19 protein-coding genes and 4 pseudogenes are annotated in these 25287 nt (G+C 73.1%); 18 read left to right on the top strand and 5 right to left on the bottom strand.

All coding sequences use genetic code 11. The annotated features are described in order from the left end of the window. Positions 1-11: 11 nt before the first annotated feature. Together B1205_RS06850 and B1205_RS06845 are read left to right on the top strand one after the other, a co-directional pair. Positions 12-386 (top strand): VOC family protein, encoded by a 375-nt coding sequence (locus tag B1205_RS06850; protein WP_089154804.1) that lies wholly within the window; start codon positions 12-14, stop codon positions 384-386. Positions 387-414: 28 nt separating this feature from the next. Beyond that, positions 415-1182, top strand: a complete 768-nt coding sequence (locus tag B1205_RS06845) for a class I SAM-dependent methyltransferase (protein WP_089154803.1) — start codon at positions 415-417, stop codon at positions 1180-1182. On the opposite strand, the gene B1205_RS06840 is transcribed toward B1205_RS06845, so the two are convergent. Both B1205_RS06840 and B1205_RS06835 read right to left on the bottom strand, forming a co-directional pair. Continuing rightward, complete coding sequence (locus B1205_RS06840) at positions 1157-1348, bottom strand: DUF397 domain-containing protein (protein ID WP_089154802.1); 192 nt, start codon at positions 1346-1348, stop codon at positions 1157-1159. The genes B1205_RS06845 and B1205_RS06840 overlap by 26 nt on opposite strands. Then, a pseudogene (locus B1205_RS06835) lies at positions 1339-2143 on the bottom strand (helix-turn-helix domain-containing protein). Before B1205_RS06835 ends, B1205_RS06840 begins: the two are co-directional and overlap by 10 nt. A 96-nt stretch (positions 2144-2239) precedes the next feature. Between B1205_RS06835 and B1205_RS06830 the strand changes: the two are divergent. The 9 genes from B1205_RS06830 (at position 2240) to B1205_RS06790 (ending at position 10865) form a co-directional block, all read left to right on the top strand. Further along, positions 2240-2572, top strand: a complete 333-nt coding sequence (locus B1205_RS06830) for a hypothetical protein (protein WP_089154801.1) — start codon at positions 2240-2242, stop codon at positions 2570-2572. Positions 2573-2587: 15 nt separating this feature from the next. After that, the gene (locus B1205_RS06825; RefSeq protein WP_176308451.1) at positions 2588-3169 is read left to right on the top strand and encodes a putative immunity protein; all 582 of its coding nucleotides are present in this window, start codon (positions 2588-2590) and stop codon (positions 3167-3169) included. Next, complete coding sequence (locus B1205_RS06820; protein ID WP_089154799.1) at positions 3166-3681, top strand: putative immunity protein; 516 nt, start codon at positions 3166-3168, stop codon at positions 3679-3681. The genes B1205_RS06825 and B1205_RS06820 overlap by 4 nt, the downstream gene beginning before the upstream one ends. A gap of 81 nt (positions 3682-3762) precedes the next feature. After that, positions 3763-4293 carry a SigE family RNA polymerase sigma factor gene (locus B1205_RS06815; RefSeq protein ID WP_089154798.1) on the top strand — a complete coding sequence of 177 codons (531 nt, stop codon included), beginning with the start codon at positions 3763-3765 and terminating at the stop codon, positions 4291-4293. After that, complete coding sequence (locus B1205_RS06810) at positions 4290-5411, top strand: PD40 domain-containing protein (RefSeq protein WP_089154797.1); 1122 nt, start codon at positions 4290-4292, stop codon at positions 5409-5411. Before B1205_RS06815 ends, B1205_RS06810 begins: the two co-directional genes overlap by 4 nt. A 166-nt stretch (positions 5412-5577) precedes the next feature. Further along, complete coding sequence (locus tag B1205_RS06805; RefSeq protein WP_089154796.1) at positions 5578-6348, top strand: SGNH/GDSL hydrolase family protein; 771 nt, start codon at positions 5578-5580, stop codon at positions 6346-6348. A 3-nt stretch (positions 6349-6351) separates the two neighbouring features. Continuing rightward, positions 6352-6798 carry an imidazolonepropionase-like domain-containing protein gene (locus tag B1205_RS06800; RefSeq protein WP_089154795.1) on the top strand — a complete coding sequence of 149 codons (447 nt, stop codon included), beginning with the start codon at positions 6352-6354 and terminating at the stop codon, positions 6796-6798. A 144-nt stretch (positions 6799-6942) separates the two neighbouring features. Continuing rightward, positions 6943-9882, top strand: a complete 2940-nt coding sequence (locus B1205_RS06795) for a hypothetical protein (RefSeq protein ID WP_140157991.1) — start codon at positions 6943-6945, stop codon at positions 9880-9882. An 80-nt stretch (positions 9883-9962) separates the two neighbouring features. Beyond that, complete coding sequence (locus B1205_RS06790; protein WP_089154969.1) at positions 9963-10865, top strand: sulfurtransferase; 903 nt, start codon at positions 9963-9965, stop codon at positions 10863-10865. A 41-nt stretch (positions 10866-10906) separates the two neighbouring features. Here the strand turns inward: B1205_RS06790 and B1205_RS06785 are convergent, their stop codons facing one another. The 3 genes from B1205_RS06785 to B1205_RS06775 are packed head-to-tail and all read right to left on the bottom strand — an operon-like array spanning position 10907 to position 13222. Continuing rightward, a complete protein-coding gene (locus B1205_RS06785) occupies positions 10907-12085 on the bottom strand; it encodes a hypothetical protein (protein ID WP_089154793.1) in 1179 nt (392 codons plus the stop codon). Continuing rightward, positions 12082-12612 carry a SigE family RNA polymerase sigma factor gene (locus B1205_RS06780; RefSeq protein ID WP_089154792.1) on the bottom strand — a complete coding sequence of 177 codons (531 nt, stop codon included), beginning with the start codon at positions 12610-12612 and terminating at the stop codon, positions 12082-12084. The genes B1205_RS06785 and B1205_RS06780 overlap by 4 nt, the downstream gene beginning before the upstream one ends. A gap of 16 nt (positions 12613-12628) precedes the next feature. Continuing rightward, positions 12629-13222, bottom strand: coding sequence for a TetR/AcrR family transcriptional regulator (locus B1205_RS06775; RefSeq protein WP_176308450.1), 594 nt, complete (start codon positions 13220-13222; stop codon positions 12629-12631). An 81-nt stretch (positions 13223-13303) separates the two neighbouring features. Between B1205_RS06775 and B1205_RS06770 the strand changes: the two genes are divergently transcribed. From B1205_RS06770 to B1205_RS06735, 7 genes and pseudogenes are all read left to right on the top strand, one after another. Beyond that, a complete protein-coding gene (locus tag B1205_RS06770) occupies positions 13304-14464 on the top strand; it encodes an FAD-dependent monooxygenase (RefSeq protein WP_089154968.1) in 1161 nt (386 codons plus the stop codon). A gap of 157 nt (positions 14465-14621) precedes the next feature. Beyond that, a complete protein-coding gene (locus tag B1205_RS06765; protein ID WP_089154790.1) occupies positions 14622-15236 on the top strand; it encodes a TetR/AcrR family transcriptional regulator in 615 nt (204 codons plus the stop codon). A gap of 83 nt (positions 15237-15319) precedes the next feature. Next, positions 15320-16618, top strand: a pseudogene (locus B1205_RS06760) (acetyl-CoA carboxylase biotin carboxylase subunit); the annotation flags it as partial. 1688 nt (positions 16619-18306) lie between these two features. Further along, a pseudogene (locus B1205_RS06750) lies at positions 18307-19163 on the top strand (hydroxymethylglutaryl-CoA lyase). Between the two features lie 559 nt (positions 19164-19722). Beyond that, positions 19723-21145: pseudogene (locus tag B1205_RS06745) on the top strand (acyl-CoA carboxylase subunit beta). Between the two features lie 114 nt (positions 21146-21259). Further along, positions 21260-22408, top strand: coding sequence for an acyl-CoA dehydrogenase family protein (locus B1205_RS06740; protein ID WP_089154788.1), 1149 nt, complete (start codon positions 21260-21262; stop codon positions 22406-22408). Positions 22409-22509: 101 nt separating this feature from the next. Further along, positions 22510-25050, top strand: coding sequence for an ATP-binding protein (locus B1205_RS06735; protein ID WP_089154787.1), 2541 nt, complete (start codon positions 22510-22512; stop codon positions 25048-25050). Positions 25051-25287 lie beyond the last annotated feature (237 nt).

Below are 25287 nucleotides of genomic sequence, written 5' to 3'. Positions count from 1 at the left end.
AGGAAGGCGGTATGAGTGAGCGTCCCCGGTTCTCGTTGACGTCCACGGTGCTCGACGCGCCGTCCGCGCAGGAACTCTCCGTCTTCTACGAGCGGCTGCTCGGCTGGCCGCGACGGGAGGACGAGCACGACTGGGTCGTCCTGGCCCCGCCGGACGGGGGCGCCACGCTGGCGTTTCAGGACGAGCCGGCGTACGTGCGTCCGGTGTGGCCGGCCGGCCCGGGTGATCCGCCGATGATGCTGCACCTCGACATCAAGGTCGACGACCTCGACGCGGCCTCGGCGTACGCGGTGTCGCTCGGCGCCACGGTCGCCGACTATCAACCTCAGGACGACGTGCGGGTGCACCTCGACCCGGTCGGCCACCCGTTCTGCCTCTATCTCTGAGCAGGGCCCACCGGGCTACGCTGCCCGAGTGACCGCCACACCGTCGGCCCGCGCGGCGGCCCAGTATGCGACGACGACCGGCAACCTCACCGCCCGTATCGCGCTGCACGCCTACGGCACCAACCCGCAGGACTGGTACGCCTGGCTCGGCGAGCGGCTGCCGTTGGCCGGTGACGTGCTGGAGGTGGGTGCCGGCACCGGTGAGCTGTGGCGCCGGGTGGACCGTCGCGGTGCCCGGCTCACGCTGACCGACTTCTCACCCGCAATGTGTGACCGGTTGCGCGAGCTGCCCGACGCCCGGGTGCACCGCTGCGACGCGACCCGCCTGCCGTACGCCGACGGCGTCTTCGACGCGGTGATCGCCAACCACATGCTCTATCACCTGGACGAGCCGGACGCCGCGTTGCGCGAGTTCGCCCGCGTGCTGCGCTCGGGCGGGCGGCTGGCCGTCGCGCTGAACGGCCGCGACCATCTCGCCGAGCTGGACGCGCTCGGCCCGGCCATCGGCCGCCCCGACCTGACCGTCGGGTTCGACCGGGCCGAGACCAACGCCGAGACGGCGCCGGCCCGGATCGCGGCCCACTTCGCCGACGTGACGGTCGAGCGCTACCCGGACGAGCTGGCGGTGCCGACCGTCGAGCCGGTCGTGGCCTACCTCGCCAGCATGACCGGCCCGCTCACCGCCGCGCAGGATTCGGCCGTCCGCGACGTGGTCCGGGCCCGCATCGAAACCGAGGGCACTTTCCGGGTACGCAAGCACTCGGTGCTGATCAGCGCGACGCGCGGCCCTCGCTGAACCGGACGAAGGCGCGCCAGGCGTCGGGGGTGAAGGTGAGAACCGGCCCGGTCGGGTCCTTGCTGTCGCGCACCCCGACGACGCCGGTTAGATTCCCCGCCACCTCGACGCACTCACTCTGGCCGCTGCGGGTGGACTTCCGCCAGACAGCGCCGGTCAGCTCCACGACTCGACCACTTCCTTCATCAGCTCGATCGACTGCCGACGGGGAAGCGCCTCGCTCCGGACGCTTTCCCATCTGGACAGCAGGATAGCCAGGTCCTCATCCTTGTCGATCAGCGTTCCGCCGAGTTGGTTCTCCAGGTAGCCGACCCACCCGCCATCTCCACCCCGGGCGAGCGTGAACGGTCCGGTCAGTCCGATGTGCAGGCTGACCTCGGTCGGAATGACGTGCACGGCGACGTGGCGCAGTTCGCACGCTTCGATCAGATGCGTGATCTGCTGGCTCATCACCCCACGGAAGGATTCGTCCGCACGGCGCAGCACGGCTTCCTCGATCACCGCGACGAACTTGGGTGGATCGGTGGCGGGTGAGCACGGACTGACGGTCGAGCCGGACCGCCAACCGCCGGTCACCTTCCTCGGCGCCGAGCATGTCGTCGGTGTGAATCATGGCTCGCGCGTAGTTCTCGGTCTGCAATAGGCCGGGGATGAGGCTCGGCTGATAGCAGCGCAACTGCTGGGCCTGGCGTTCTGCTTCCAGCCATGGGCGGAACCAGCTCGGCTGGCCGTCCCGCTCGGCGAGCTTGAGCAGCGACGTCAACAGCCCACCGGTGCCCAGCACCTCGTCGGCCCGCTTCAGGAAGAACCGGTCCAACGGCCGCTGGCCCAGCTCCACGGCCGACACCTGGGAGTTGGAGAAGTGCACCAGCTTCCCGAACTCCTCCTGACTCAGCTCCGCCTTCAGCCGCAGCCGACGCAGTTGAGCGCGGATCAGTTCGGCGGTCGGCTCGTCTTCCACCCGTCCTCCTCAGTTCGCCCGCCGGGTTCTCGGCCTCTTCCCGCACCCGCCAAGTCGACTTCCGAGCGTAGTGCCATGGTTAGCAGACTGTCACGCATGAGTCTTCCCGTACCCCGGCTCGGGCCGCACCCGGACCGACCGCGCGCCCACCCGCCGGACCACCCGGCGCACCTGCCGATCCGCCCACTGTGGCTCTGTCGTGCCTGCGGCAGCCCGTGGCCCTGCGCCCAGGCCCGACTGCTGCTCACCGCCGAGTACGCCGACCACCCGGTCGACCTGGCCGTCTACCTGTCCGGGCTCTACCACGAGGCCACCCACGACCTGTTCCGGCTCAACCCGCACGACGGCCCCACACCCCGCGAGCTGTTCGACCGGTTCGTCGGCTGGGGCCCCTACCGGCGCGGCGCAGCGGAGCGCCACGGTCGGTGAATACGATTCACCGCCATGGCGCCATCACGCGGGCGAGCAGGGTCCGGAGACTTCGACCTCACGACCGACGAGCTGCGCGTCGTGGCGCGCTATGTGGCCCGGCATGCCGAGGACGTCCTGCCGGTCTTCGAGCGGGCCGTTCCCGGCGATCCGCGTCCCCGTGCGGCGATCGACGCGGCGTGGGCATTCGTCGAGGGCGCCGACCGGACGAACCGGCAACGCGTCGCGTCCATCGACGCGCACCGGGCCGCCCGCACCGCGCCCTCCGAGGCCGCGCGCCTGGCCGCCCGCTCGGCCGGGGACGCCGCGTCGGCCGCGTATCTGCACCCGCTCGCCCAGGCCAGCCAGGTCGGTCACATCCTGCGGGCCGCCGCGAGCGCGGCGCACATCGGGGAGCTGGCCGCCGGCGGCGACCCGGCGGTCGCCGACGCCCTGCTGGAGCGCTCGCGGCGGTGGGCCACCCCGGTGCTGGTCGACGTGCTCCGTCGCTATCCGCCGGTGACCGGTGGCGGCAGTCGGGTGGCCCGGCTGATGAGCGACCTGGACGGTGCCCTGCGGCGGACGCCGCCCGCGGGCGGAGAGGGGGACGGGGCGTGATCCTGCCGCAGGTCCGGGATCCCCGCTTCGTGACGATCCGTCGGGGCGGGACGCTCACCGACGACGACCACCGGCTACTGGCGCTCTGGGCCGCGACGTGCGCGGAGCACGTCCTCGGCCTCTTCGAGGCGGTCCGGCCTGACGACCCGCGTCCACGCGAGGCGATCGAGCACATCCGGGCCTGGGTGCGCGGCGAGGTCACGATGACGCAGTCGCGCGCGGCGGGCGGCCACGCCATGGGGGCGGCCCGGGACCTGCGCGGGGCGGCACGGCACGCCGCGTACGCCGCCGGCCAGGCCGGGGCCGTCGCGCACGTCGCCGCGCACGAACTCGGCGCCGCCGCGTACGCCATCAAGGCGGCACGCGCGGCGGCCCCGGACGGCCAGGCCGACGCGGCGGGCCGACGCGAGTGCCGGTGGCAGCGCGAGCAGCTCCCGGCGGCGATCCGTGAGCTGGTCCTCGACGACCAGCGGTTACGCAACGACATCTGCTGGTCGGTGTTCGAGGACTGAGTGGGGCGGCAACCATCGGGCGGCGGGGTGGCGTCAGGAGGGGCATCATCGACGCACCACTGACCCGAAGGATCGGCTCGTGTGGACCCTCTCCTGAGTGAGTTCGACTCGTTCGTGCGCACCCGAACGCCGGCGCTCCTGCGCTCGGCCTACCTGCTCACCGGCGACCAGCACCTGGCCGAGGATCTCGTCCAGTCCGCTCTCGCCCGTACCCACCGAAGCTGGAGCCGGCTGCACGACAGCGGCAACGCGGAGGCGTACACCCGAAAGATCATGTACCACCTCCAGGTCTCCTGGTGGCGACGTCGCCGGGTGGCCGAATCGATGCCGGGCGACCTGCCCGAGCCGCGCGGAGGCGGCTCGGCCCCCGACCACGCCCAGCAGACCACGCTCCGGCTCACCCTCCGGGCCGCGTTGGCCCGGCTGTCCGCGAAGCAACGGGCCGTGCTGGTACTGCGGTTCTTCGAGGACCGCAGCGAGACCGAGGCCGCCGACCTGCTCGGCGTGACCGTCGGCACGGTCAAGAGCCAGACCTCGAAGGCGCTGGTCAAGCTGCGCAGCGTCGCCCCGGAACTCGCCGAGCTGTACGTCAGGGAAGGACACACCCGATGAACCAGGACCGACTGCGCCTCGACCTGGCCGACCTGGCCGAGGAGGTCACCCCGGTCGACCTGCGGGACCGGGCCCTGCGTACCTCCCGACGGCTGGGCATCCAGCGGGCCGTCGCCACCTCCGCCGCCGCGCTGCTGGTGCTGGCCGCCGCGACCGGAACCGCGCTCGCGATCCGGCCGGAGGGCCGGGCGCCCGAGCCGGCCGGTCCGTCGATCACCAGCACCGCGCCGCCGGTCGAGCGCACTCCAAACCCGACGGCGGAGCCGCCCTCGAAGGACCCGAGCGCGGGCGCCGGCCAGCCGCAGTCGGCGCTGACCGGGACGCGCTACTACCTGGAGCAGACGTCCGGCCGGTCCCGGATCCACGCGGTACGCGGCACGCAGGACCGGGTGGTCCACGAGGTCGTCCGCGAGGACGGCGGCTGCGCGGCCAACACCGTGACCGTCTCGCCGGACGGCAAGCGGGTGGCGTGGGTGCGGGACGGTACCGACGACACCGTGAGCGGCATCCTGTCGATCACCACCGTCGGAGACAGCGGAGGCACGACGCTGGCCGAGGGAATCAGCTGCCTCGGCAGCCGGTCACTGCGCTGGCAGGGCGACGACCTGCTGATGGCGCAGCGGAAGAACGGGCGGTCCGTGCTCTACGACACGGCGGCCCGCAAGGAGGTCGGCGGTGACCCCGGCGAGGAGACGAATCGCTGCTGGTCCGCCGACGGCACCTGGCTGGCCGCCGTGTCGGAGGGCAAGCCGTACGTCACGGACGGCACCGACTCGCGGCAGTACACCTATACGCCGCCGGAGCGTGAGGCCGTCAAGTGGGACGGTTGGGAGGCACGCAGCGTCTCCCCGGACGGCCGGTTCGTCGCGGTGGGCTGGATCGGCACCGACCCGTCCCGCCGGGACGACAGCTTCGCGGTGGTCGACACCACCAGCAGCAAGACGGTCGACCTGCCCGGTACGGGCGAGGTGCACGGTGTCCTGTTCGACGCCGACGGAACGGTGCTCGTCCGGCGAGGGACCGGCATCACGGTCCTCGACCGTGACCTCAGGCCGCTCGGGACGGTGGACGAGCCGGCCTCGATCCGGAACCGGGCGCTGCTGGCGTACGTGCCCTGAGCCTGGCCACGACGCGGGGCGGGTCACCACGGCCCGCCCCGTTGTCCGCCGCCCGGAACGGGACACCGAGACCTCCGCCACGTCCGGCCCGACGGGGCGGCGGGGAGCGGACTGGCGGTGACAGACTGGGCGGCGCACTTCTGCCGGGACGTCGGAGGGAAACGCCGTGCGCTGGCGCAGCTTCGTGGCGGTGGGCGACAGCTTCACCGAGGGCATGGACGACGCATATCCGGACGGCAGCTACCGGGGCTGGGCCGATCTGGTCGCCACCCGGCTCGCCGCCGAGGCGGGCCCCGACTTCGGCTACGCCAACCTGGCCATCCGGGGCCGGCTGTTCCCGAACGTCGTGGCCGAGCAGGTGCCGGCGGCGCTGGCCATGAAACCCGACCTGATCAGCTTCGCGGCGGGCGGCAACGACGTGCTGCGCCGCAGCTTCGACCCGGACGTGTTCGTGCCGCGCTTCGACGCGGTGGTCGGGCGGTTGCGGGGCGGCGGCAGCGACGTGCTGCTGTTCCGGTTCGCCGACGTGATGGCCCGGCTGCCCGGCCAGCGGCTGGTGGCACCCCGGGTCACGCTGCTCAACCGGGCGGTCGGCGAGGTCGCCGAGCGGCACGGCGCGATCCTGGTCGACCTCTACGCCGACGAGACCTACCTCAACCCGATGCTCTGGAGCACCGACCGACTGCACCTGTCGGCGGCCGGGCACCGGCGGGTCGCCGCGCAGGTGCTCACGGCGCTCGGCGTCGGCTGCGACGAGGACTGGCTGTTGGTGCCGCCGCACCCGGCGCCCACCCCGTGGCTGGCCGGCCGCGCCGCCGACCTGCGCTGGGCCGGCCGGCACCTGGCGCCGTGGATCAAGCGCCGGCTGACCGGTCGGTCCTCCGGCGACTTTGTCACCGCGAAGCGGCCCGTGCTCGGGCCGATGCACGCCGACTGACCGGTGCGCACCGTTCACGCCGCGGACCTGTTGCGGCTCATCCTCGACGACGAGCCCCACGTCGGGCTGGCGGTCCTGGTGGACGGCGACCGGATCGAGGCGGTCGCGTCGCTGGACGCGCTGACCGGCGCGTACCCCGGGGTGCGGGTGCGGCGGTGGGCCGGCACGCTCGGGCCGGCGCTGGTGCACGACGGCCCGCTGCCCCTGGCACCCACGCCGCGCGAGCGGGTGCACGCGCTGTTCCGGCTGGGCGCCGCCGCGGTGCTGGACGCGCACGTCCCCGATCCGGCGTTGCGTGCCGCCGCGGCCCGCAACGGGGTGGCGGTGCTGTCCGCCGCCCGGCCTGCCGCGCTGGTGGTCGGTGGCCGGGCCGACCTCGCCGTGTTCGACGCGGACGGCTCCTGCCGGGCCACCGTGGTCGCCGGCCGGCTGGTGCACCGCCGCGCCTGATCGCCCGGTCAGCCGGACGGCTCGAACCTATGCGCCATCCGCTAATCCAGATAGCCCGATGTCCGCCCGGCCCGATAGCATCCGCTGCCCCCGTCGATCGACACGGGGGGGAAATCGGGGAAAGGTGGATGAGGGATGACCCTCATGCCTGACAGAAATCCACTTCGGACAAGCGGGCGGACCATGCTCGCCGCCGCGCTGTCCATGGTGGTCGCCGCCGGCACGGTCGCCGCCACCGCGGCGCCGGCCGCCGCGTACGACGTCCGCTACGAGACCAGCACCGCCTGGGGCTGGACCGACTCCAAGACGCCGGACAAGAACAACCTGAACCGGCCCGGTGACCTGCCGGTCGGCACCTGGAAGGACGCCAAGGGCCACCCGCACACGTCGCGGGCCTACCTCACGTTCGACATCTCCCGCTACCGGGGCGCCGACATCGAGCGCGCGGTGCTCGACGTCAAGGAAACCGCCGGCGCGGACTGCACCAAACGTCCGAAGATCGAGCTGTGGCGCACCGCGTCCTACACCGCGAAGTCGAGCTGGCGGAAGCCCCCGGCCGACCTGGGCCTGGTCGACAGCCGCCAGCTCACCAACCAGACCGTCTGCCCGGCGCCCCGGGTGGAGTTCGACGCGAGCGAAGGGCTGCGCCAGGCGCTCGCCGAGGGCCGGTCGACGCTGACCCTGTCGCTGCGGCTGCCCGCCGACGTGGAGCAGGACCCCACGCTGGCCCGCAAGTACGCGCCCAAGGCCGGCATCTCCATCGACTACAACTTCCGCCCCGGCGTGCCGACCGATCTGGAGACCACGAACGGCACGGCGTGCACCACCGCCCAGCCCTACCAGGTGGTGCGCTCCGCCACGCTGTCCGGCGTGGTGCACGACCGGGACCGGAACGACACCGGCGGCACCGACCAGCTCACCGTCTCGTTCGAGGCATGGCCGGTCGACCAGCCGGACGCGCGCATCGAGCGGACGGACTACGCCCGTGACGGCGAGCGTGCCGTCGGCCGGTTCGACCAGATGTGGCCGGTGCCGTTCGAGCACGACCGGACGTACGCCTGGCGGATGCGGGCGGCCGACAGCCGGGCCACCGGCGACTGGAGCCCGGTCTGCTACTTCCGCTACGACGTCCGCGGCCCGGCGACGCCGCCCACGGTGACCTCCACCGACTTCCCGGACGACCACGAGTCGCACCCGGGCCTGCCGGGCGCGTTCACGTTCTCGGCCAACGGCGCGACGGACGTCGTGACGTACGGCTACTCGCTGAACTACGGCAGCGAGAAGACGGTCGACGCGGACCGGCCGGGTGGCTCGGCCACCGTCACACTGACGCCCGGACGCCTCATGAACACGTTGCGCGTCTGGAGCCTGGACGCGGTCGGCAACCGCTCGGCGACCACCGACTACACGTTCTTCGCCGAGGACGTGTCGCCGATCGTCGACGGCCGACTCGATGAGATCGGGGTGCCGGCCACGTTCCGGGTGCGTTCGCAGCTCGACGGGGTGGTGCGCTACCGCTACGGCCTGGACGGCGACGCGGAGCGGACCGTCGACGCCGCCGCCGACGGCACCGCCGCGTTCACCGTCACCGCGACCCGGGGCGGCTACCGCACGCTCTCCGTCACCGGCATCACCGCCGCCGGGGTGGAGGTCACCACCACGCGGCAGTTCTCGCTGCCCACCGAGCCGAAGATCTCGGCGACCGTCTACGAGGAGTACATGACCGGCGGCGGGCAGGGCGTGCCCGGCGTCTTCACGTTCACCCCGCGCCTGCCCGACACGGTCAGCTACCGCTACCGCTTCGCCGACCAGGAAGCCACGGTCCAGGCGGGCGCCGACGGCACCGCCTCGGTCACCTGGACGCCGACCGAGGCGGGTTGGACCAACCTCGCGGTCTGGAGCGTGAGCCGGGACGGCACCGAATCGGAGCCGGCGACCTGGTTCTTCGGGGTCCGGGACCTGCTGCCCGGGGTCTACTCCAGCCTGTACTCACCCGACCAGTGGGCCGGCGGCCCCGGGCAGGCCGGCGAGTTCCGGTTCAGCTCCGAGGTGCCCGACACGGTCGCCTACCGCTACCGCTTCGACGGGGGCACCGAGCAGAACGTCGACGCCGACGCCGACGGGTACGCCACCGTCGGCTGGACGCCCGAGCAGGGCGGTACGCACAAGCTCACCGTGCGCAGCGTCACCGCCGACGGCACGGTGTCGGCCGAGCGGACGTACACGTTCCTGGTCAACGACGCGCCCGTGGTGTCGTCCGAGCAGTACCCGAAGGAGACGAACAGCGGGCTGCCCGGCGTGGCCGGCACGTTCACGTTCACCCCGCAGCGGCCCGACGTGGTGAAGTACCACTACACGTTCTGGGGCGAGGAGACGAAGACGGTCGACGCGGCGGCCGACGGCTCCGCGTCGCTCACCTGGACGCCGGAGCGGTCCGGCTGGCACCAGCTCACGGTGGTCGGGGAGACCGCGGACGGCACCACCACCCAGCCGCGGGAATACTCCTTCAGCGTCCGCGAGCCGAAGCCGACGATCATCTCCTACCTCTACAACGAGTACGACCCGCAGGGCGGCGTCGGGGTGCCCGGCGCGTTCCGGTTCGACTCGGAGCTGCCGGACACCGTCGCGTTCGTCTACCGGCTCAACGACGGGCCGGAGCAGACCGTCGACGTCAACGACGGCACCGCCGCCGAGCTGACCGTCACCCCGGACCGGGGCTTCCGGAACACGCTCACCGTCCGGGCCCGTTCGGCGTCCGGCGCGCTGTCCCCGGAGGCGACCTACTCGTTCGTGGTCAGCACCGCGCCGGTGGTCGGCTCCACGACGTATCCGGCTGGCGAGACGGGCGGCGGGGTGGGCGTGCCCGGTGTCTTCACGTTCACGCCCCGGATGCCCGACGTGACGCGGTACGTCTACCAGTTCGACAACGGCCCGGAGGTCACCGTGCCGGCGGGCGCGGACGGGTCGGCCTCGGTGACGCTGACGCCGACCGAGTCGCGCTGGTATCCGATCTCGGTGTACGCGGTGGACAAGGCCGGTAACCGGTCGGACTACGCGTACCACTGGTTTGTGGTCCAGGGCTGACGAATCCGCTGGAAGCACCGGCCCCACCACCTTCGTCGAGGTGGTGGGGCCGGTGTCACATCCGGCGTACCTTGGGGATCATGCCTGTGCCGAGCGATCCGCATCCCCGCCTCCAGTCGTACGCCGACCCGCAGCGCCTGGTCACCACCGAGTGGCTGGCCGAGCACCTGGGTGACGAGGGTCTGGTGGTGGTCGAGTCCGACGAGGACGTGCTCCTCTACGACACCGGTCACCTCCCCGGCGCTGTCAAGGTCGACTGGCACACCGAGTTGAACGACCAGGTCACCCGCGACTACCTGGACGCCGCGAGCTTCGCCGAGCTGTGTGCCGCCAAGGGCATCGGGCGCGACGACACCGTGGTCTTCTACGGCGACAACTTCAACTGGTGGGCCGCGTACGCCCTCTGGGTCTTCTCCCTCTTCGGCCACGCGGACGTGCGGCTGCTCGACGGCGGCCGGCAGAAGTGGATCGCCGAGGGGCGGGAGCTGACCCGGGACAAGGTCGTCCGGCCCCGCGCGTCGTACCCGGTGCCGGAGCGCAACGACGCGCCGATCCGGGCGTACCGGGAGCAGGTGATGGCGCACGTCGCCGCCGGCCGGCCGTTGGTCGACGTGCGTTCGCCGGGTGAGTACACCGGCGAGATGCTGCACATGCCGGACTACCCGCAGGAGGGCGCGCTGCGTGGCGGGCACATCCCGGGCGCGGTGAGCAAGCCGTGGAAGGCCGCCGCGAACGACGACGGCACGTTCAAGTCGGCCGACGAGCTGCGCGGGATCTACGCCGACCAGCTCGGCCTGAGCCCGGCTGACGACGTGGTGGCGTACTGCCGGATCGGCGAGCGTTCCAGCCACACCTGGTTCGTGCTCCATCACCTGCTCGGTTTCCCGCAGGTGCGCAACTACGACGGCTCGTGGACCGAGTGGGGCAACCTGGTCCGGGCGCCCGTCGTCCGGGGCGACCAGCCCGGCGGCCTGTCCCACTGACCGTCCCGCCCACTGACCGTCCCGTTTTCGGGGCCGGACGGTCAGCGGGCGGGGAGTGCCACCTGGCCGGGCACGTCCCGGGCCACCCAGGCGACCTCGCCGGTCTCCGGCTGCCAACGGGCCAGCCCGCCGACGTCGTAGCGGAACAGCACCGCGCCGTCGCCCGACCAGCCGAGCACCTCGCAGCACGCCTTTGCCAGGCGGTCGCGGCCCAGGTCGAGCAGGTGGGTCACCGCTCCGGTGCGCGCGTCCACCACCGCCACCCCCTCGCCGCCGCTCATCGAGCCCGTGGTGGTCCAGCCGGCCTGGGCGATCCGGTCGCCGCGCTGCCAGCCCCGCCCGTAGACCCCGTCCAGCCGGTAGCCGGAGGGCAGCCCGTCGGTGCCCACCGGCCGCCGTTGCGGCGTGCCGCCGGCGGCGGGGAAGCGGCGTACGGCCAGGGTGTCCTCGACGCCGCCGAGGGCGGTCAGGTCGCCGGCGTGGGTCGGCTCGGGCACGACCAGCCCCCAGGGGTCGACCGCCAGCTTCCGGGCCGCCCCGGTGCGCCGGTCCAGCTCGTACGTGGTGTCGTTGTCGCCGACGAGCAGCCGCTCGCCGGCCCAGAGGACGTGTTCCAGGTAGCCGGTGAGCGGGTACCGGCGGACGGCGGGGCCGGTCAGGTCGACCACGACCACCTCGCCGGTCTGCGCGAACGCGGCGGTCCGCCCGTCCGGCGACAGGCTGCCTGACTTGAGCGGAACCGCCTGGTTGCCGTCGGCGTCCCGGGTGGGGGCGAGCGTGACCACGTCGAGGTCCCGCACCATGCCGTCGTCGCCGAGGACCCGGATCACTCCGGCCTCGCCGGTGTCCGGGTCGATCGGCTGGCGCAGCGCCAGCGCCCGGCCGACCGGCCGGGCGGAGAGCGGCGCGCCCACCCGGTCACCGAGCCGGTCGAGCGGGTCGTCGAGCCGGTCGAGCGTGGCCGGGGGCCGCTGCACCGGGGGCGCGCTGGTGGCCGGGCTCACCGTGGGGTGCGCCGGGGTGACCGGGGGCGGGCCGGCGCGGTGCAGGATCGCCGTCGTACCGCCGCCGATCAGGGCCACCGCGACGGCGGCGGCACCGGCGGCGCGGCGGGCGCGGCGGACCCGGCGGGCCCGCTCCCAGCCGGCGGAGGACGGCCGGGTCGGGCGTACGTCCTCGACGGCCCGGGTCAGCAGCCGGGTCAGCTCGGGTTCGTTCACGGGTTCGCCTCCATCCCGGTGACCAGGCCGTCGCCGGTGCCGCCGAGGTCGGGGGCCACCTCGCGGAGGCGGCGCAGCGCGGCATGGGACTGGCTCTTGACGGTGCCCACGGTGACCCCGAGCGCCTCGGCGGTGGCCACCTCGGTCAGGTCCTCGAAGTACCGCAGCACCAGCACCGCCCGCTGGCGCGGCGGCAGCCGGTCGAGCGCGGCCCGCACGGCGAGCCGCAGCGCGTCGTCGGCGTCCGCGCCCGGCCGGTCCGGCGGGTACGCGCTGAGCCGTTCCCGTCGTCGGCGGCGCCACCAGGAGACCGCGTCCCGGTAGAGGATGGCGCGCACGTACGCGGCCGGGTCGCCGTCGCGCACCGAGGGCCAGCGCAGCGCCAGTTTCAGCAGCGCGTCCTGGAGCAGGTCCTCGGCCTGGTGCCGGTTGCCGCAGATCAGGTACGCGGCGCGCAGCAGCCGGTGCTGGTGCGCCTCGACGAAGGCGAGGTATCCCGCTCGCCCGTCGTCCGCGCTACGCCTCATCCGGCTCCTCCCTCCGTCACCCGGCAGACGCCTGGGGCGGGGTGAAAGGTTGGGTCAGGTAGCGTTGGATCGTGGGGCCGACCCATTCGGCCAGTTCGTCGGGGTCGAGTTCGACCACGGGAGGCAGCCGGATCACGTACCGGGTGAGCGCGAGGCCGAGCATCTGGCTGGCCACCAGGCCGGCCCGGCGGGCGGCGGTGCCCGGATCGGCGCCGGTACGGGACACCGCCGTGGCGAGCTGGTCGGCGAAGATGCCGCGCATCCGGTCGGCCGCGCCGGGGTTGGTGGCGGCGGCCCGGAGCAGCGCGACCAGTGTGCCGTCGGCCTCCCAACGGTGCAGGAAGTGCCGGGCCAACGTCTCGCCGAGCCGGTGCGCCGGCACCCGGGTCAGGTCGGGCAGGTGCAGGTCGAACTCGGCCGCCGCGGCGAAGAGCCCCTCCTTGCTGCCGTAGTAACGCATCACCAGGGACGGGTCGATCCGGGCGTCGGCGGCGATGGCCCGGATGGTGGCCCGGTCGTAGCCGTCGGCGGCGAAGCGTTCCCGGGCGGCGCGCAGGATGCCCGCCCGGGTGGCGTCGGAACGGCGGGGGCGGGAGGCCGGTTCGGTCATGTCCACGACTGTAGGCCAACGCTTGTTGACATCGGCGCTAGCCTCTGGTCAACAAGTGTTGACACCGGCGGAGGTGGAGTGGTGCTGCCCGAACGAACGGACGTCCTCGTGGTGGGAGCCGGACCGACCGGCCTGGCCGTCGCCACCACCCTGGCCGGGTACGGCATCGCCGCGACCGTGGTCGACCGGCTGGCCGAACCGCCGGTCACCTCGCGCGCCGCCGTCGTGCACGCCGGCACGCTGGAGGTGCTGGACCGGATCGGCGTCGCCGCCCCGCTGGCCACCCGGGGCCTGCACTCGGTCCGGTTCGTCGTCCGCGACCGGGATCGCGTGCTGGCCACCGTCCCGTTCGACCGGTTGCCGTCCCGCTACCCGTACGCGCTGCTGATCTCGCAGGCCGAGACCGAGGCGGTGCTCGCCGACCGCCTCACCGCGCTCGGCGGGCGCGTGCTGCGGCCGTACGAGATGACCGGCCTGGACCTCGACGGCGACGGCGCCGTCGCGCGGTTCGCCGGTGGCGGCACAGTGCGGGCCCGCTGGGTGGTCGGCGCGGACGGGATGCACAGCCGGGTCCGCGAGCTGGCCGGCATCCGCTTCGGCGGACCGGCCGACCCGGGCGAGTCGTTTCTGCTCGCCGACGTCCGGGTGGAGAGCGCGCTCCCGCGCGACCAGGTCACGCTCTTCCTGTCCCGGCGCGGACCGCTGGTCTGGGCGCCGCTGCCCGACGGCACGGTCCGGCTGGTCGCGAGCGTCGCCGACGCGCCGCGCGAGCCGCAGGCGCGGCACTTCCAGGCGCTGCTCGACGAGCGGGGCCCGGCCCGCCGGCCGGACCGGGTCGTCGAGGTGGCGTGGGCGTCGCGGTTCCGGATCCACCACCGGATCGCCGACAGCTACCGGCGCGGTCCGGTGCTGCTCGCCGGCGACGCGGCGCACGTGCACAGCCCGGCCGGCGGGCAGGGGATGAACCTGGGGCTGCGGGACGCGGTCGCCCTCGGCGACGCGCTCGCCGCCGGCCCGCAGGCCCTCGACGGGTACGCGGCCGACCGGCGCCCCCGGGCCGAGGAGGTGCTCGGGTTCGCCGCCGGCCTGACCCGGCTGGCCGCCGCCCCACCCGCCCTCCGCCCCCTGCGCGACCTGCTGCTGCGGACGGCTTCCGCCCTCCCCCCGACCCGACACCGCCTGGCCGTCCGCCTGGCCGGCTTCGAACCCCACCCCCCACCCGCCGCCGCTTCGGCGGGATGACCATGAAGTTGACCGCGGATCCGGTCCGATTCGTCACCGCCAACCTCATGATCGACGCCGGTGGCCGTCACGCGGGCGACGCGGTGCGGGCGGCGGGCGGGCGACTGGGCGGTAACCGCTGCTGCCTCGGCTGGGAGGCGAGGTCTAGGCTGGTCCGGTGGCGGTGGAACAGCAGGCACGGGGGGCGGCGGGTGCGGCCCGGCGCCGGTCCCGGCGGGACGAGATCCTGGAGATCGCGGTCGGCCTCTTCGCGGCGCGGGGCTACCACGGCGTGTCGATGGACGACATCGGCGCGGCCGCCGGCGTGACCGGGCCGGCGCTCTACCACCACTTCGCCGGCAAGGAGGCGATGCTGGCCGCCGCGCTGATCCCGGTCAGCGAGGGGTTGCTCGCCGGCGGCAAGGAACGCGCCGCCGACCACCCGGACGACCCGCGTGGCTCACTGGAGTCCCTGATCGACTTCCACGTCGAGTTCGCGTTGGCCAACCCGGCGGTCATTGCGTTGCACCTGCACGAGCTGGACCGGCTCCCGGACGAGCCGCGCCGCCGCATCCGCAAGCTCCAGCGGATGTACGTGGAGGAGTGGGTCACCGTGCTGACCGCGCTGCACCCGGGTCTGCCGGACGGGGCCGCCCGGGTGCTCGCCCACGCGGCCTTCGGCCTGATGAACTCCACCCCGTTCCTCGGTGGCGAGGTGGACCGCCGCCGCCGCGCCGAACTGCTGCGCGGCGCCACCCTGGCCGCCCTGCTGGCCCCCACCGACCCCACCTGACACGCCGCGCGTGCCTTAACGCATGTTAAGAAGGGGCCCCGGCTATACCTCAGGCGTTAAGAAGGGGCCCTTCCTTGCCGAACATGATTGAAGCGCTGCTGGTGGCGAACCGTGGGGAGATCGCCCGGCGGGTGATCCGCACGGCCAGTCGGTTGGGGGTGCGAACGATCGCCGTGCACTCGGAGGCCGACGCCGACCTGCCGTTCGTGACCGAGGCCGACGAGGCGGTCTGCATCGGCCCGGCCAACCCGGCGCAGAGCTACCGCAACGTCGAGGCGATCCTCGACGCGGCCCGGAGCACCGGGGCGCAGGCGATCCACCCCGGCTACGGCTTCCTGTCCGAGAACGCCGACTTTGCCCGTACCGTCGAACGGGCCGGCCTGATCTGGGTCGGACCCGGCGCGGACGCGATCACCGCGATGGGCGACAAGATCAATGCCCGGAACCTGATGGCGGCGGCCGGGGTGCCGGTCGCGCCCGGCACCACCGACCCGGCGGCCGACCTGGACGCGGCGGTGACGGCCGCCGCGGAGATCGGCTACCCGGTGATGGTCAAGGCCGCGGCCGGTGGTGGCGGCATGGGCATGGGCGTGGCGAACGACGAGGTGGCGCTGCGCACCGAGTACGACAAGGTCCGCGCGTTCGCCGAGCGCATGTTCGGCGACGGCTCGGTGCTGATCGAGCGGTACTTCCCCCGGGTACGCCACGTCGAGGTGCAGATCCTCGGCCTGGCCGACGGCCGGGTGGTGGCGCTCGGCGAGCGGGAGTGCTCGGTGCAGCGACGCAACCAGAAGTTGGTCGAGGAGTCGCCGTCCCCGGCGGTCTCGGAGGAGCTGCGGGCGCGGTTCCTGGCGGCGGCGGTCCGGGCCGGTGAGGCGGTCGGCTACCGCAACGCGGGCACGGTCGAATGCCTGCTCGACGTCGCGACGCAGGAGTTCTTCTTCCTGGAGATGAACACGCGGTTGCAGGTGGAGCACCCGGTCACCGAGTACGTCTACGGCGTCGACCTGGTCGAGGAGCAGCTCCGGGTGGCCGCCGGCCTGCCACCGACCTTCGACCCGGACGCGCTCACCCCGCGCGGGCACGCCATCGAGCTGCGGATCAACGCGGAGGACCCGAAGCGGTTCCTGCCCGGCCCGGGCGTGATCAGCACCTGGAACGAGCCGTTCGGCTCCGGGGTACGGGTGGATTCCGGCTACGTCGCCGGGAACACGGTCACCCCCTTCTACGACAGCCTGATGGCCAAGCTGATCGTCAGCGGCGCCACCCGGGCCGAGGTGATCGAGCGGGCGAAGGCGGCGGTGGCGGGCTTCGAGATCGCCGGCCCGAAGTGCAACCTGCCGTTCTTCGCCGAACTGCTGGACAACCAGGAGTTCCGCTCCGNGGGGTCGCCGCCCCGGGCGGCGACCCCGCGCGCTCAGCCCGGCCGGCGGAGCGTGCGGTTCATCGGTGCGTGGGCGGGAAACCGGTGCGGCCCCGGCGCGGTCAGCAGACCGTGGACGGCGCTGAGGTCCAGCCGGGGCGACCGCTCGTTCGGTACGCCGTCGGCACGCGCCGGGACGCGCCCGTCGTGGAACTGCCCGGCGTTGCGGGCGGGGGCGTCGACCGGGGTGCGCGGGCGGGGCATGGCCCTGAGCCCGACCGCGGCCTGTCCCCGCCCGGAGTGCAGGGTCCGCAGCCGTTCGATCTCGGCCCGCTGGACCTCCACTCGGCGGGTCAGGGCGTCGTTCTCCCGTTGCAGGGCGTCGATTCGCGCCCGACCACGGGGCACCTCGACGACGCCGGGCGGGCCGGACCGGTCGGGCGGGCGTTCACCCCGGGCGGCCTCGTACAACGCGGCCAGCTCGTCCCTGACCTCGGCCCGTCGGTCCTCGGACACCGTGTACCGCAGGACCAGCTCGACGGTCAGCCAGGGCGGGCCTTTGCACTCGGCCGTGAAGTGCCGGGACAGCCGCTTGCGTTGGCCCTCCCGGAACTTCTTCGGCCTGCCCGCCCAGTGGAGCTTCGCCAGCCTGCCCCAGGTGTCGACGGTGCCGAACCGCTCCTCGACCAGCGCCCGTACGGCGAGCCCGTACTCCGCCACCGCCGGGCTGCCGTACCGGCTCAGGTAGGCGCGGCTCAGTTCAGCGCGGGGCATCAGCTGGTGCCTTCGGCTGACCCCGCCGGGACGCGGGCCGTCGTCGATCGTCATCTCGGTCCTTCCCCAAGAGCCCCTGAGTCGGGCCCCACATTCTGCCGCCCCCGTACCACCTCGCTCTGCCGTTTCCTGTGCGACTGGTCAGTTTTGGCCGGGTGGACCGTCGGTTCGGCCATCGAGTGCACCCGATTTGATGGGATGTGACCCTTTACTCGCGTTTCCCGGGCGGATGTTGGCCGGGTAGCGCAGCGGAAGACCGGCCAAAGCCGCACCGAAGCTCGTAGCCCGCATCCGCTCACGTCGTTGGACCCCTCGCGCGATCACCCCGGACCAGCCCGGGAGCGCGTACGGCCGGCGGACCCGTCGGCCGTCGTCCCACGCCGGGTGGACTCACCGCCCGGCGACGAGGAGAGGGGAACTCGTGTCGGAACGCCCTTCGCATCGGTCGATCGACTGCCGATGCGTCGCGGGCTGCCTCCGGGCACTCGCGCACTGCGCCAACGGGGCCGTGGTGATGGCCATGATCGTGGGCCGAGAGGACGCGACGGCCTGCGCCAGCCTCCTCTCGGCCACCCTCCGGTGCGCTGCGGAGCTCTGGGAAGGACCGTCGCCGCGCTGATCTTCCGGAGTCGGGGAAGGGGGTCGGTGTGCCACCGGCTCCCTCACCTCCCTGGCAACGTAACGAGATCGGAGATGATCCATCCATGCTCCCCGCCGGGATTCACACTTTCCGTCAGGGAGCCGACCCGGACGGACGACTCCGGCGGGCGGCCGTCGCACCGCCGGTCTGTCGGCGACACGCTGACCTGCGCTATAGGCGGACCCGCTGGCATCGCGGCGATCGTCTCTGCTTCCCTGGAGCATGAGGGTCGGCGGTGCGGCGTACCCCGACCACGAACGATCGTCACAGTGAGGTGACCCCTTATGACGCAACTGCCGGACGTCGTCTCCATCCGGGAGGTCGGCCCGCGGGACGGGCTCCAGAACGAGGAGCCGATTCCCACCGACGCCAAGGTGCGGCTGCTCGACGCGCTCTCCCGGACCGGGGTGCGGCGCATCGAAGCCGTCTCGTTCGTCCACCCCAGGGCGATCCCGCAGATGGCCGACGCCGACGAGGTGTGGCAGCGGGCGAGCCGGGCCGACGGGGTGCGCTACTCGGCCCTGGTGCCGAACACCCGGGGCGCGCAGCGGGCCCTGGCCGCCGGCTTCACCGAGATCGAGGTGGTGGTGTCCGCCAGCGACACGCACAACCGGCGCAACGTCAACCGCTCGACCGAGGAGTCGCTCGACGACATCGCCGAGTTGATCGACCTGCTGCACGGCGCGGGCGCGACCGCCGAGGTGATCGTGGCGACCAGCTTCGGCTGCCCCTACGAGGGGGACGTCGACCCGCGTCGGGTCGCCGCGATCGTCGACCGCGTCGCCCGCGACGGCGCGGACCGCGTCGCCTTCGGCNCGACCGCAACGCGCACCTGCCCGTACTGCTCCACTTCCACAACACCCGCGGTACCGCCCTGGCCAACCTGCTGACCGCCCTGGAGCTGGGGGTCACCGAGTTCGACGCCAGCGTCGGCGGGCTCGGCGGCTGCCCCTACGCCCCGGGCGCCAGCGGCAACCTGGCCACCGAGGAGGCGGTGCACATGCTGCACGACATGGGCATCGACACCGGCATCGACCTGGACGCCCTGATCGAGGCGGCGGAACTGGCCGAGCACCTCCTCGGCAAGCGCCTCCCCTCCGGCGTGCTCCGAGCCGGCCCCCGCACCCGCCTCACCCCCCTCCCCGCTTGACCCCTCCTCCCCGCCTTGCCCTCCGTCCCGCCTTGCCCTGCCTCAGCCTTGCCCTCCCGTCCCGCCTTGTTGATCAAGGAGTTTGTGTCGCGATTCGACGGTTCGGACGACGTAAACCCCTTGATCGTGGGTGGGCCGGACCGGGAATGCCGCCGGTTCGAGGTGGGGCCTGGCGCCACTTCGCCGAACCGGTGCCCGGGGCCGCCAGTTCGGGGAAGTGGCTGGTTCCGGTGTGTTGGAAAGCGCCACTTCGCCGAGCTGGCGGCGGGCCGGGTGTGGGGCGGCGCGACCTGGCCGAGCCGGCTGGTGGACGGGTTGTCACCTCATCGGGGAGGCAGGCTGCCGGAGCTAGCGGGTTGGCGCCACTTCGCCGAACCGGTGCCAGTGGCCGCCAGTTCGGAGAAGCGGTCAGGTCACGGCGGGGTCGATAGCGCCACCTCACCGAAGTGGCGAGCCGCGCGAGCCCGTCCGCCCGCGAGCNGGATGGTGGGTCGCCGGAGGGGATGGAGGTGGGGTAGCCTAACGATCGTTCAGGTCGGTGGGTGGCGAGGGAGTCGGCGTGACGCTCGACGGTGAGGCTCTGGAGCAGCTGCGCAAGCGCGCCCGCGCCGGCGGCGCGGACAAATACCACGCGGCCAACGCCGCCAAGGGCAAACTCTTCGCCCGTGAGCGCGTGGCCTACCTGGTCGACGAGGGCTCCTTCGTCGAGGACGGGCTCTACGCCAACGCGATGGCCGACGGGCTGCCCGCCGACGGGGTGGTGACCGGCACCGCGACCATCGACGGCCGGCCGGTCTGCCTGATGGCGAACGACTCCACGGTGAAGGCCGGGAGCTGGGGCGCGCGTACCGTCGAGAAGATCATCCGGATCATCGAGCGGGCGTACTCGACCGGCGTACCGATGGTCTACCTGGTCGACTCCGCCGGTGCCCGGATCACCGACCAGGTCGACCTCTTCCCGGGCCGGCGCGGTGCCGGGAAGATCTTCTGGAACCAGGTCCGCGCCTCGGGTTCGATTCCGCAGGTGTGTGCGCTGTTCGGGCCGAGCGCGGCGGGCGGGGCGTACATTCCGGCGTTCTGCGACGTGGTGGCCATGGTCGAGGGCAACGCCAGCATGTATCTCGGCTCCGACCGAATGGTCGAGATGGTCACCGGCGAGAAGACCACCCTCGAAGCGATGGGCGGGGCCAAGGTGCACTGCGCCGAGTCCGGCGTGGGTCACTTCCTCTGCAAGACCGAGAACGACGCGCTCGACGTGGTGCGGACGTACCTGTCGTACCTGCCGTCGAGCTGGAAGCAGGAACCGCCGGCCGCCGAGGCTGTGGGNTCGACATGCGGCGGTACGTCAAGGGACTGCTCGACGAGGGCAGCTTCTTCGAGATCCAGGCGCTCTGGGCCAAGGAGTTGACCATCGGGTTCGGCCGGCTGAACGGCGAGGTCGTCGGCGTGGTCGGCAACAACTCGATGTTCAAGGGCGGGGTGCTCTTCGTCGACTCGGCCGACAAGGCCACCCGGTTCGTGCAGCTCTGCGACGCGTTCAACGTGCCGCTGCTGTTCTTGAGCGACGTGCCCGGGTTCATGGTCGGCAGCGCGGTGGAGAAGCAGGGCATCATCCGCCACGGCGCGAAGATGATCACGGCGATCTCCGAGGCGACCGTACCCAAGATCTNTTCGAGCCGGACGCGACGATCGCGCTGCCCACCGCGAAGATCGCGGTGATGGGCGCGGAGGCCGCGGTCAACGCGGTCTACGCCAACAAGATCGCCGCGATCTCCGACGAGGCCGAGCGGGCCGCGTTCGTCGCCGCGAAGCGCGAGGAGTACGAGCGCGACATCGACGTGGTGCGCCTGGCCAGCGAGCTGGTGGTGGACGCGATCGTCGAGCCGCACGAGCTGCGCGTCGAGCTGGTTCGCCGGTTCGCCGCCGCCCGGCACAAGGAGCGCCACTTCTCCCACCGCCGCCACGGCGTCACCCCCGTCTGACGGTAAGGAAGGGCCCCTCTTAACGCCTGGTGCATAGGAAGGGGCCCCTCCTAACGCTTGAGCCGAGAACGGCGTCACGAGCGCCGGCGGCCGCACCTTTCCAGGAGGATCGACATGGACTTCCGGCTCGACGAGGAGCAGCAGGCGCTGCGGGAGAGCGTCCGGGACTTCGCCCGCGAGGTGGTCGCCCCGGTGATCGGTGAGCACTACGAGAAGCACACCTTCCCGTACGAGATCATCCGGCAGATGGGCAAGATGGGGCTGTTCGGGCTGCCGTTCGGTGAGGAGCACGGCGGCATGGGCGGTGACTACTTCGCGCTCTGCCTGGCGCTGGAGGAGCTGGCCCGGGTCGACTCCAGCGTGGCCATCACGCTGGAGGCGGCGGTGTCGCTCGGCGCCATGCCGATCTACCGGTTCGGCTCCGAGGAGCAGAAGGCGCAGTGGCTGCCGAAGTTGCTCAGCGGCGAGGCGCTGGCCGGTTTCGGGCTCACCGAGCCGGGCACCGGCTCGGACGCGGGCGGTACGCAGACCCGGGCCGTCCTGGACGGTGACGAGTGGGTGATCAACGGCTCGAAGGCGTTCATCACGAATTCGGGCACCGACATCACCGCGCTGGTCACGGTCACCGCGGTCACCGGCACCAGGCCGGACGGCGGCAAGGAGCTGTCCACCATCATCGTGCCGTCCGGTACGCCCGGTTTCACGGTCGCGCCCGGGTACTCGAAGGTCGGCTGGACCGCCTCGGACACGCACGAGTTGACCTTCGACGACTGCCGGGTGCCGGCGGGCAACCTGCTCGGCGAGCGCGGTCGGGGCTTCGCGCAGTTCCTGAGCATCCTGGACGAGGGCCGGATCGCCATCGCGGCGCTGGCCGTCGGCCTGGCCCAGGGCTGCGTGGACGAGTCGATCAAATACGCTAGGGAGCGTCAGGCGTTCGGCCAGCCGATCGGCAACTACCAGGCGATCCAGTTCAAGATCGCCGACATGGAGATGAAGGCGCACACCGCGCGGCTGGCCTACTACGACGCCGCCGCCCGGATGCTGGCCGGTGAGCCGTTCAAGCGGCAGGCGGCCATCGCCAAGCTGCACGCGAGCACCATCGCGGTGGACAACGCCCGGGAGGCGACCCAGATCCATGGCGGCTACGGCTTCATGAACGAGTACCCGGTCGCCCGCTTCTGGCGCGACTCGAAGATTCTGGAGATCGGTGAGGGCACCAGCGAGGTGCAGCGCATGATCATCGCACGCGACCTCGGCATGTGAGCCAGGGCCGAATCGGCCGTCTGTCGGATATCGGCGTCGTACGGTCGGGTGGTTGACGCTCGACTGTGGAGCGTCGGACCCGCTCCGTACTCTTCGTGCCCATGACTCCCGATCATGATCGTTCGCGGAGCCCGGCCGGCCGGGCGCTGTTGTCCGATCTGGTGCGCGGGCACCGGCTCACCGCCGGCCTGACCCAGGCCGAGCTGGCGGGCCGCGCCGGCATCGGCGTGCGGACCGTCCGCGATCTGGAGCGGGGACGGGCGACCCGACCCCAACGCACCACCGTCGACCTGCTCGCCGACGCGCTCGGCCTGACCGGAGCCGCCCGGCGGGAGTTCGTCGCCACCGCCCGGCCGGCGCCGGTTCCGGCACCGGCCACCGCGCCGACCCCGGTCGAGCCCGACCCGCCGGTCGCGCTGCCCCAACCCGTACCGCTGGTCGGCCGGGAACGGGACGTGGCCGAGGTGTCCGAGCTGCTGGACGCGTATCCGGTGGTGAGTCTCGTCGGGCTGGCCGGCGTCGGCAAGACCGCACTGGCGCTCACCGTCGCCCATGCGGTGGCGGCCCGACATCCGGCCGGCGTGGTCGGGGTGCTGATCGGCGAGGGCTCGGACGCGGCGGACGTGCTCGCCGCCTCGACGGCGGTCTTCGGCGTGAGCCGGCTGGCCGACCTCTCGTGCCGGCTCGACGGCCGGCCGGCGCTGCTGCTGGTCGACGCCGTCGAGCGGGCACCGGGGCCGGTGGCCGAGGCGCTGCGTGCCCTGACCGCCGCCGCACCGAGCCTGCGGGTGTTGGTGACCGGGCGCCGGCCGGTCGAGCTACCGGGCGAGCTGGTCCGGCCGGTGGCGCCGCTCGACGTGCCGCCCGCCGGTGCGGAGCCGGTGGACCGGGCCGAGCTGGACCGCTGGCCCGCCGCGGCGCTCTTCGCCGCCCGGCTCACCCAGGCTCGGCACGCACCGCCCACCCCGGTCGAGCTGCCGGCGCTCGCCGCGCTGGTCCGGCGACTGGGTGGGCTGCCCCTGGCCATCGAGCTGATGGCGGCGCGGGGCCGCATCCTCGACGTCACCGAGCTGCTCGACCGGTACGGCGACCGGGTCCTCGACCTCGCCGGCGGGCGCCCCGGCTGGCAGCCGGCCGACCCGACCGCCGGCACGGTGACGTTGCGCGAGGCGGTGGCCACCAGCTACCACCTGCTCGCCCCCGCCGAGCGCGCGGCGCTGCGACGGCTTTCCGCCTTCCGTAACCGCTGGTCGGTCGAGTTGGCCGAGGAACTGCTCGCCGACGGTGATGAGCGGTGGGACGCCGTACCCCTGCTGGACCGGCTGCGCGAGCTGGGCCTGCTGAGTGTGCGGGGCGCCGGCCCGTTCCGGTTCCGGCTGCTGGACGCGGTCCGTGACTTCGCCACCGAGCAGGCCGAGGCCGAGGCCGAGACGGCGGAGATCCGGCGTCGCCACGCGTCGGTGGTCGCCGGGCTGGTCCGGCGTACCGCGCCCGGCCTGGTCGGCGTGGAACTGCCCGGCACCCTGCACCTGCTCGACGAGGCGACCGGCGACATCAGTGCCGCGTTGACCTACGCCGCCGAGGCCGCCCCGATGACCGCGCTGCTGCTGGCCGCCGCGCTGCCCCGGTGGTGGCGGCTGCGTGGGCGGGACGTGACCGGCCGGGCGTGGCTGCGCCGGTTGCTCAGCGATCCGCGTACCGCCGGTGCCCGACCGGTGCTGCGCGCCTGGGCCCTGGTGGGCATGGCCCGGCTGGCCGTCGAGCACGGGGCCGGGCCGGAGGAACTGCCGGCGGCCCGGGCCGCGCTGGCCACCTTCGTCGAGGTCGGCGACGTGACCGGGGAGCTGTCCGCCCGGTCGGTGCTCTGCGCGGTGCTACGGGGGATCGGCGCGCACGACGAGGCCCGCGAGCAGGCGGAGGCAGCGCTGGGGCTGGCCACCCGCCACCATCGGGTACGCGAGATGGCGGTGGCCCAGGCCCACCTGACCTGGCACGACGTACGCGTGGGGGAGCTGGCCGGGGCCCGACGGCGGCTGGCCACGGTGGACCGGTTGGCGGCGCAGTGCGGTGACCAGCGGCTCCGGCTGCTGACCCGGGCCGATCTGGCTGAGCTGACCCGGCTGGAGGGCCGGTACGCGGAGGCGGTCGAGCAGGGGCGGCGGGCCGCGGCCGCGCTCGTGGAGCTGGGTGATCCCGGCCGACGCCGACGGACGATCGGCTCGGTCGGACTGGCGTTGGCGCTGGCGGGACGCGACGAGGAGGCGCTGGCCGTGGTGGCCGAGTTGTGGCCGTCCGGCTCGGTGCCGGGCCGACACCTCGCCGCTCAGTGGCCGGATGGGGGCCGCCACGCTCGTACCGAGGACGCGCTGCGTGCGTTGATCGAGGGCCAGGTGGCGCTGCATCGGGGGGATCGCGAGCTGGCGGCGGAGTGGTTCGCCGCGGCGGCCGAGGCGGCGACCGGTGACGCGGACCGGCGCGACCTGGTCGAGGCGCTGGTGGGATTGGCGGTGAGCACCGGCGAGGCGACCGTGTTGGACCGCCTGGACCGGGCCCGGCAGGTCACCGGCGTGCGGTTGTTGCCCCGGGAGGAGGCGCTGCTGCGGTCGTCGATGTCGCTGCGGGAGCGTGGAGGCCCGGAGTGAGCCGGGCCGCGCACCGGGCCGGTCGGCCGGGCCGGGATGCTGGTGGGGCGCGGGGGTGGCGCGAGCGAAGTAGCCCCCTGGTGCTGCCCCTCGCTCCACGCTCGCGCCAGCACCCCCCGGTGCCCCCCGCTGCGGGAAGCCTATCCAGGCGTCGCGTGCTGTTCATGCGAGCCTGTCCGCTTTTGTCCCCCGGGATAGGCGGTTCTGCCGGTCGTTCTGCCGGTGACCGGCGGGTAG

The organism is Micromonospora sp. NBS 11-29, from assembly GCF_002140155.1.
Classification (GTDB): domain Bacteria; phylum Actinomycetota; class Actinomycetes; order Mycobacteriales; family Micromonosporaceae; genus Micromonospora.
Note: the sequence above shows the minus strand (reverse complement) of the source record. Positions and strands in the feature narration are given on the sequence as shown.

Bases quoted from the DNA above. Each gene is read 5' to 3' on its own strand.
- B1205_RS06735 (WP_089154787.1), top strand. From the start codon at position 22,510: ATGACTCCCGATCATGATCGTTCGCGGAGCCCGGCCGGCCGGGCGCTG.
- B1205_RS06775 (WP_176308450.1), bottom strand. From the start codon at position 13,222: ATGACCGAACCGGCCTCCCGCCCCCGCCGTTCCGACGCCACCCGGGCG.
- B1205_RS06810 (WP_089154797.1), top strand. From the start codon at position 4,290: ATGAACCAGGACCGACTGCGCCTCGACCTGGCCGACCTGGCCGAGGAG.
- B1205_RS06795 (WP_140157991.1), top strand. From the start codon at position 6,943: ATGCCTGACAGAAATCCACTTCGGACAAGCGGGCGGACCATGCTCGCC.
- B1205_RS06740 (WP_089154788.1), top strand. From the start codon at position 21,260: ATGGACTTCCGGCTCGACGAGGAGCAGCAGGCGCTGCGGGAGAGCGTC.
- B1205_RS06780 (WP_089154792.1), bottom strand. From the start codon at position 12,612: ATGAGGCGTAGCGCGGACGACGGGCGAGCGGGATACCTCGCCTTCGTC.
- B1205_RS06830 (WP_089154801.1), top strand. From the start codon at position 2,240: ATGAGTCTTCCCGTACCCCGGCTCGGGCCGCACCCGGACCGACCGCGC.
- B1205_RS06850 (WP_089154804.1), top strand. From the start codon at position 12: ATGAGTGAGCGTCCCCGGTTCTCGTTGACGTCCACGGTGCTCGACGCG.
- B1205_RS06825 (WP_176308451.1), top strand. From the start codon at position 2,588: ATGGCGCCATCACGCGGGCGAGCAGGGTCCGGAGACTTCGACCTCACG.
- B1205_RS06790 (WP_089154969.1), top strand. From the start codon at position 9,963: ATGCCTGTGCCGAGCGATCCGCATCCCCGCCTCCAGTCGTACGCCGAC.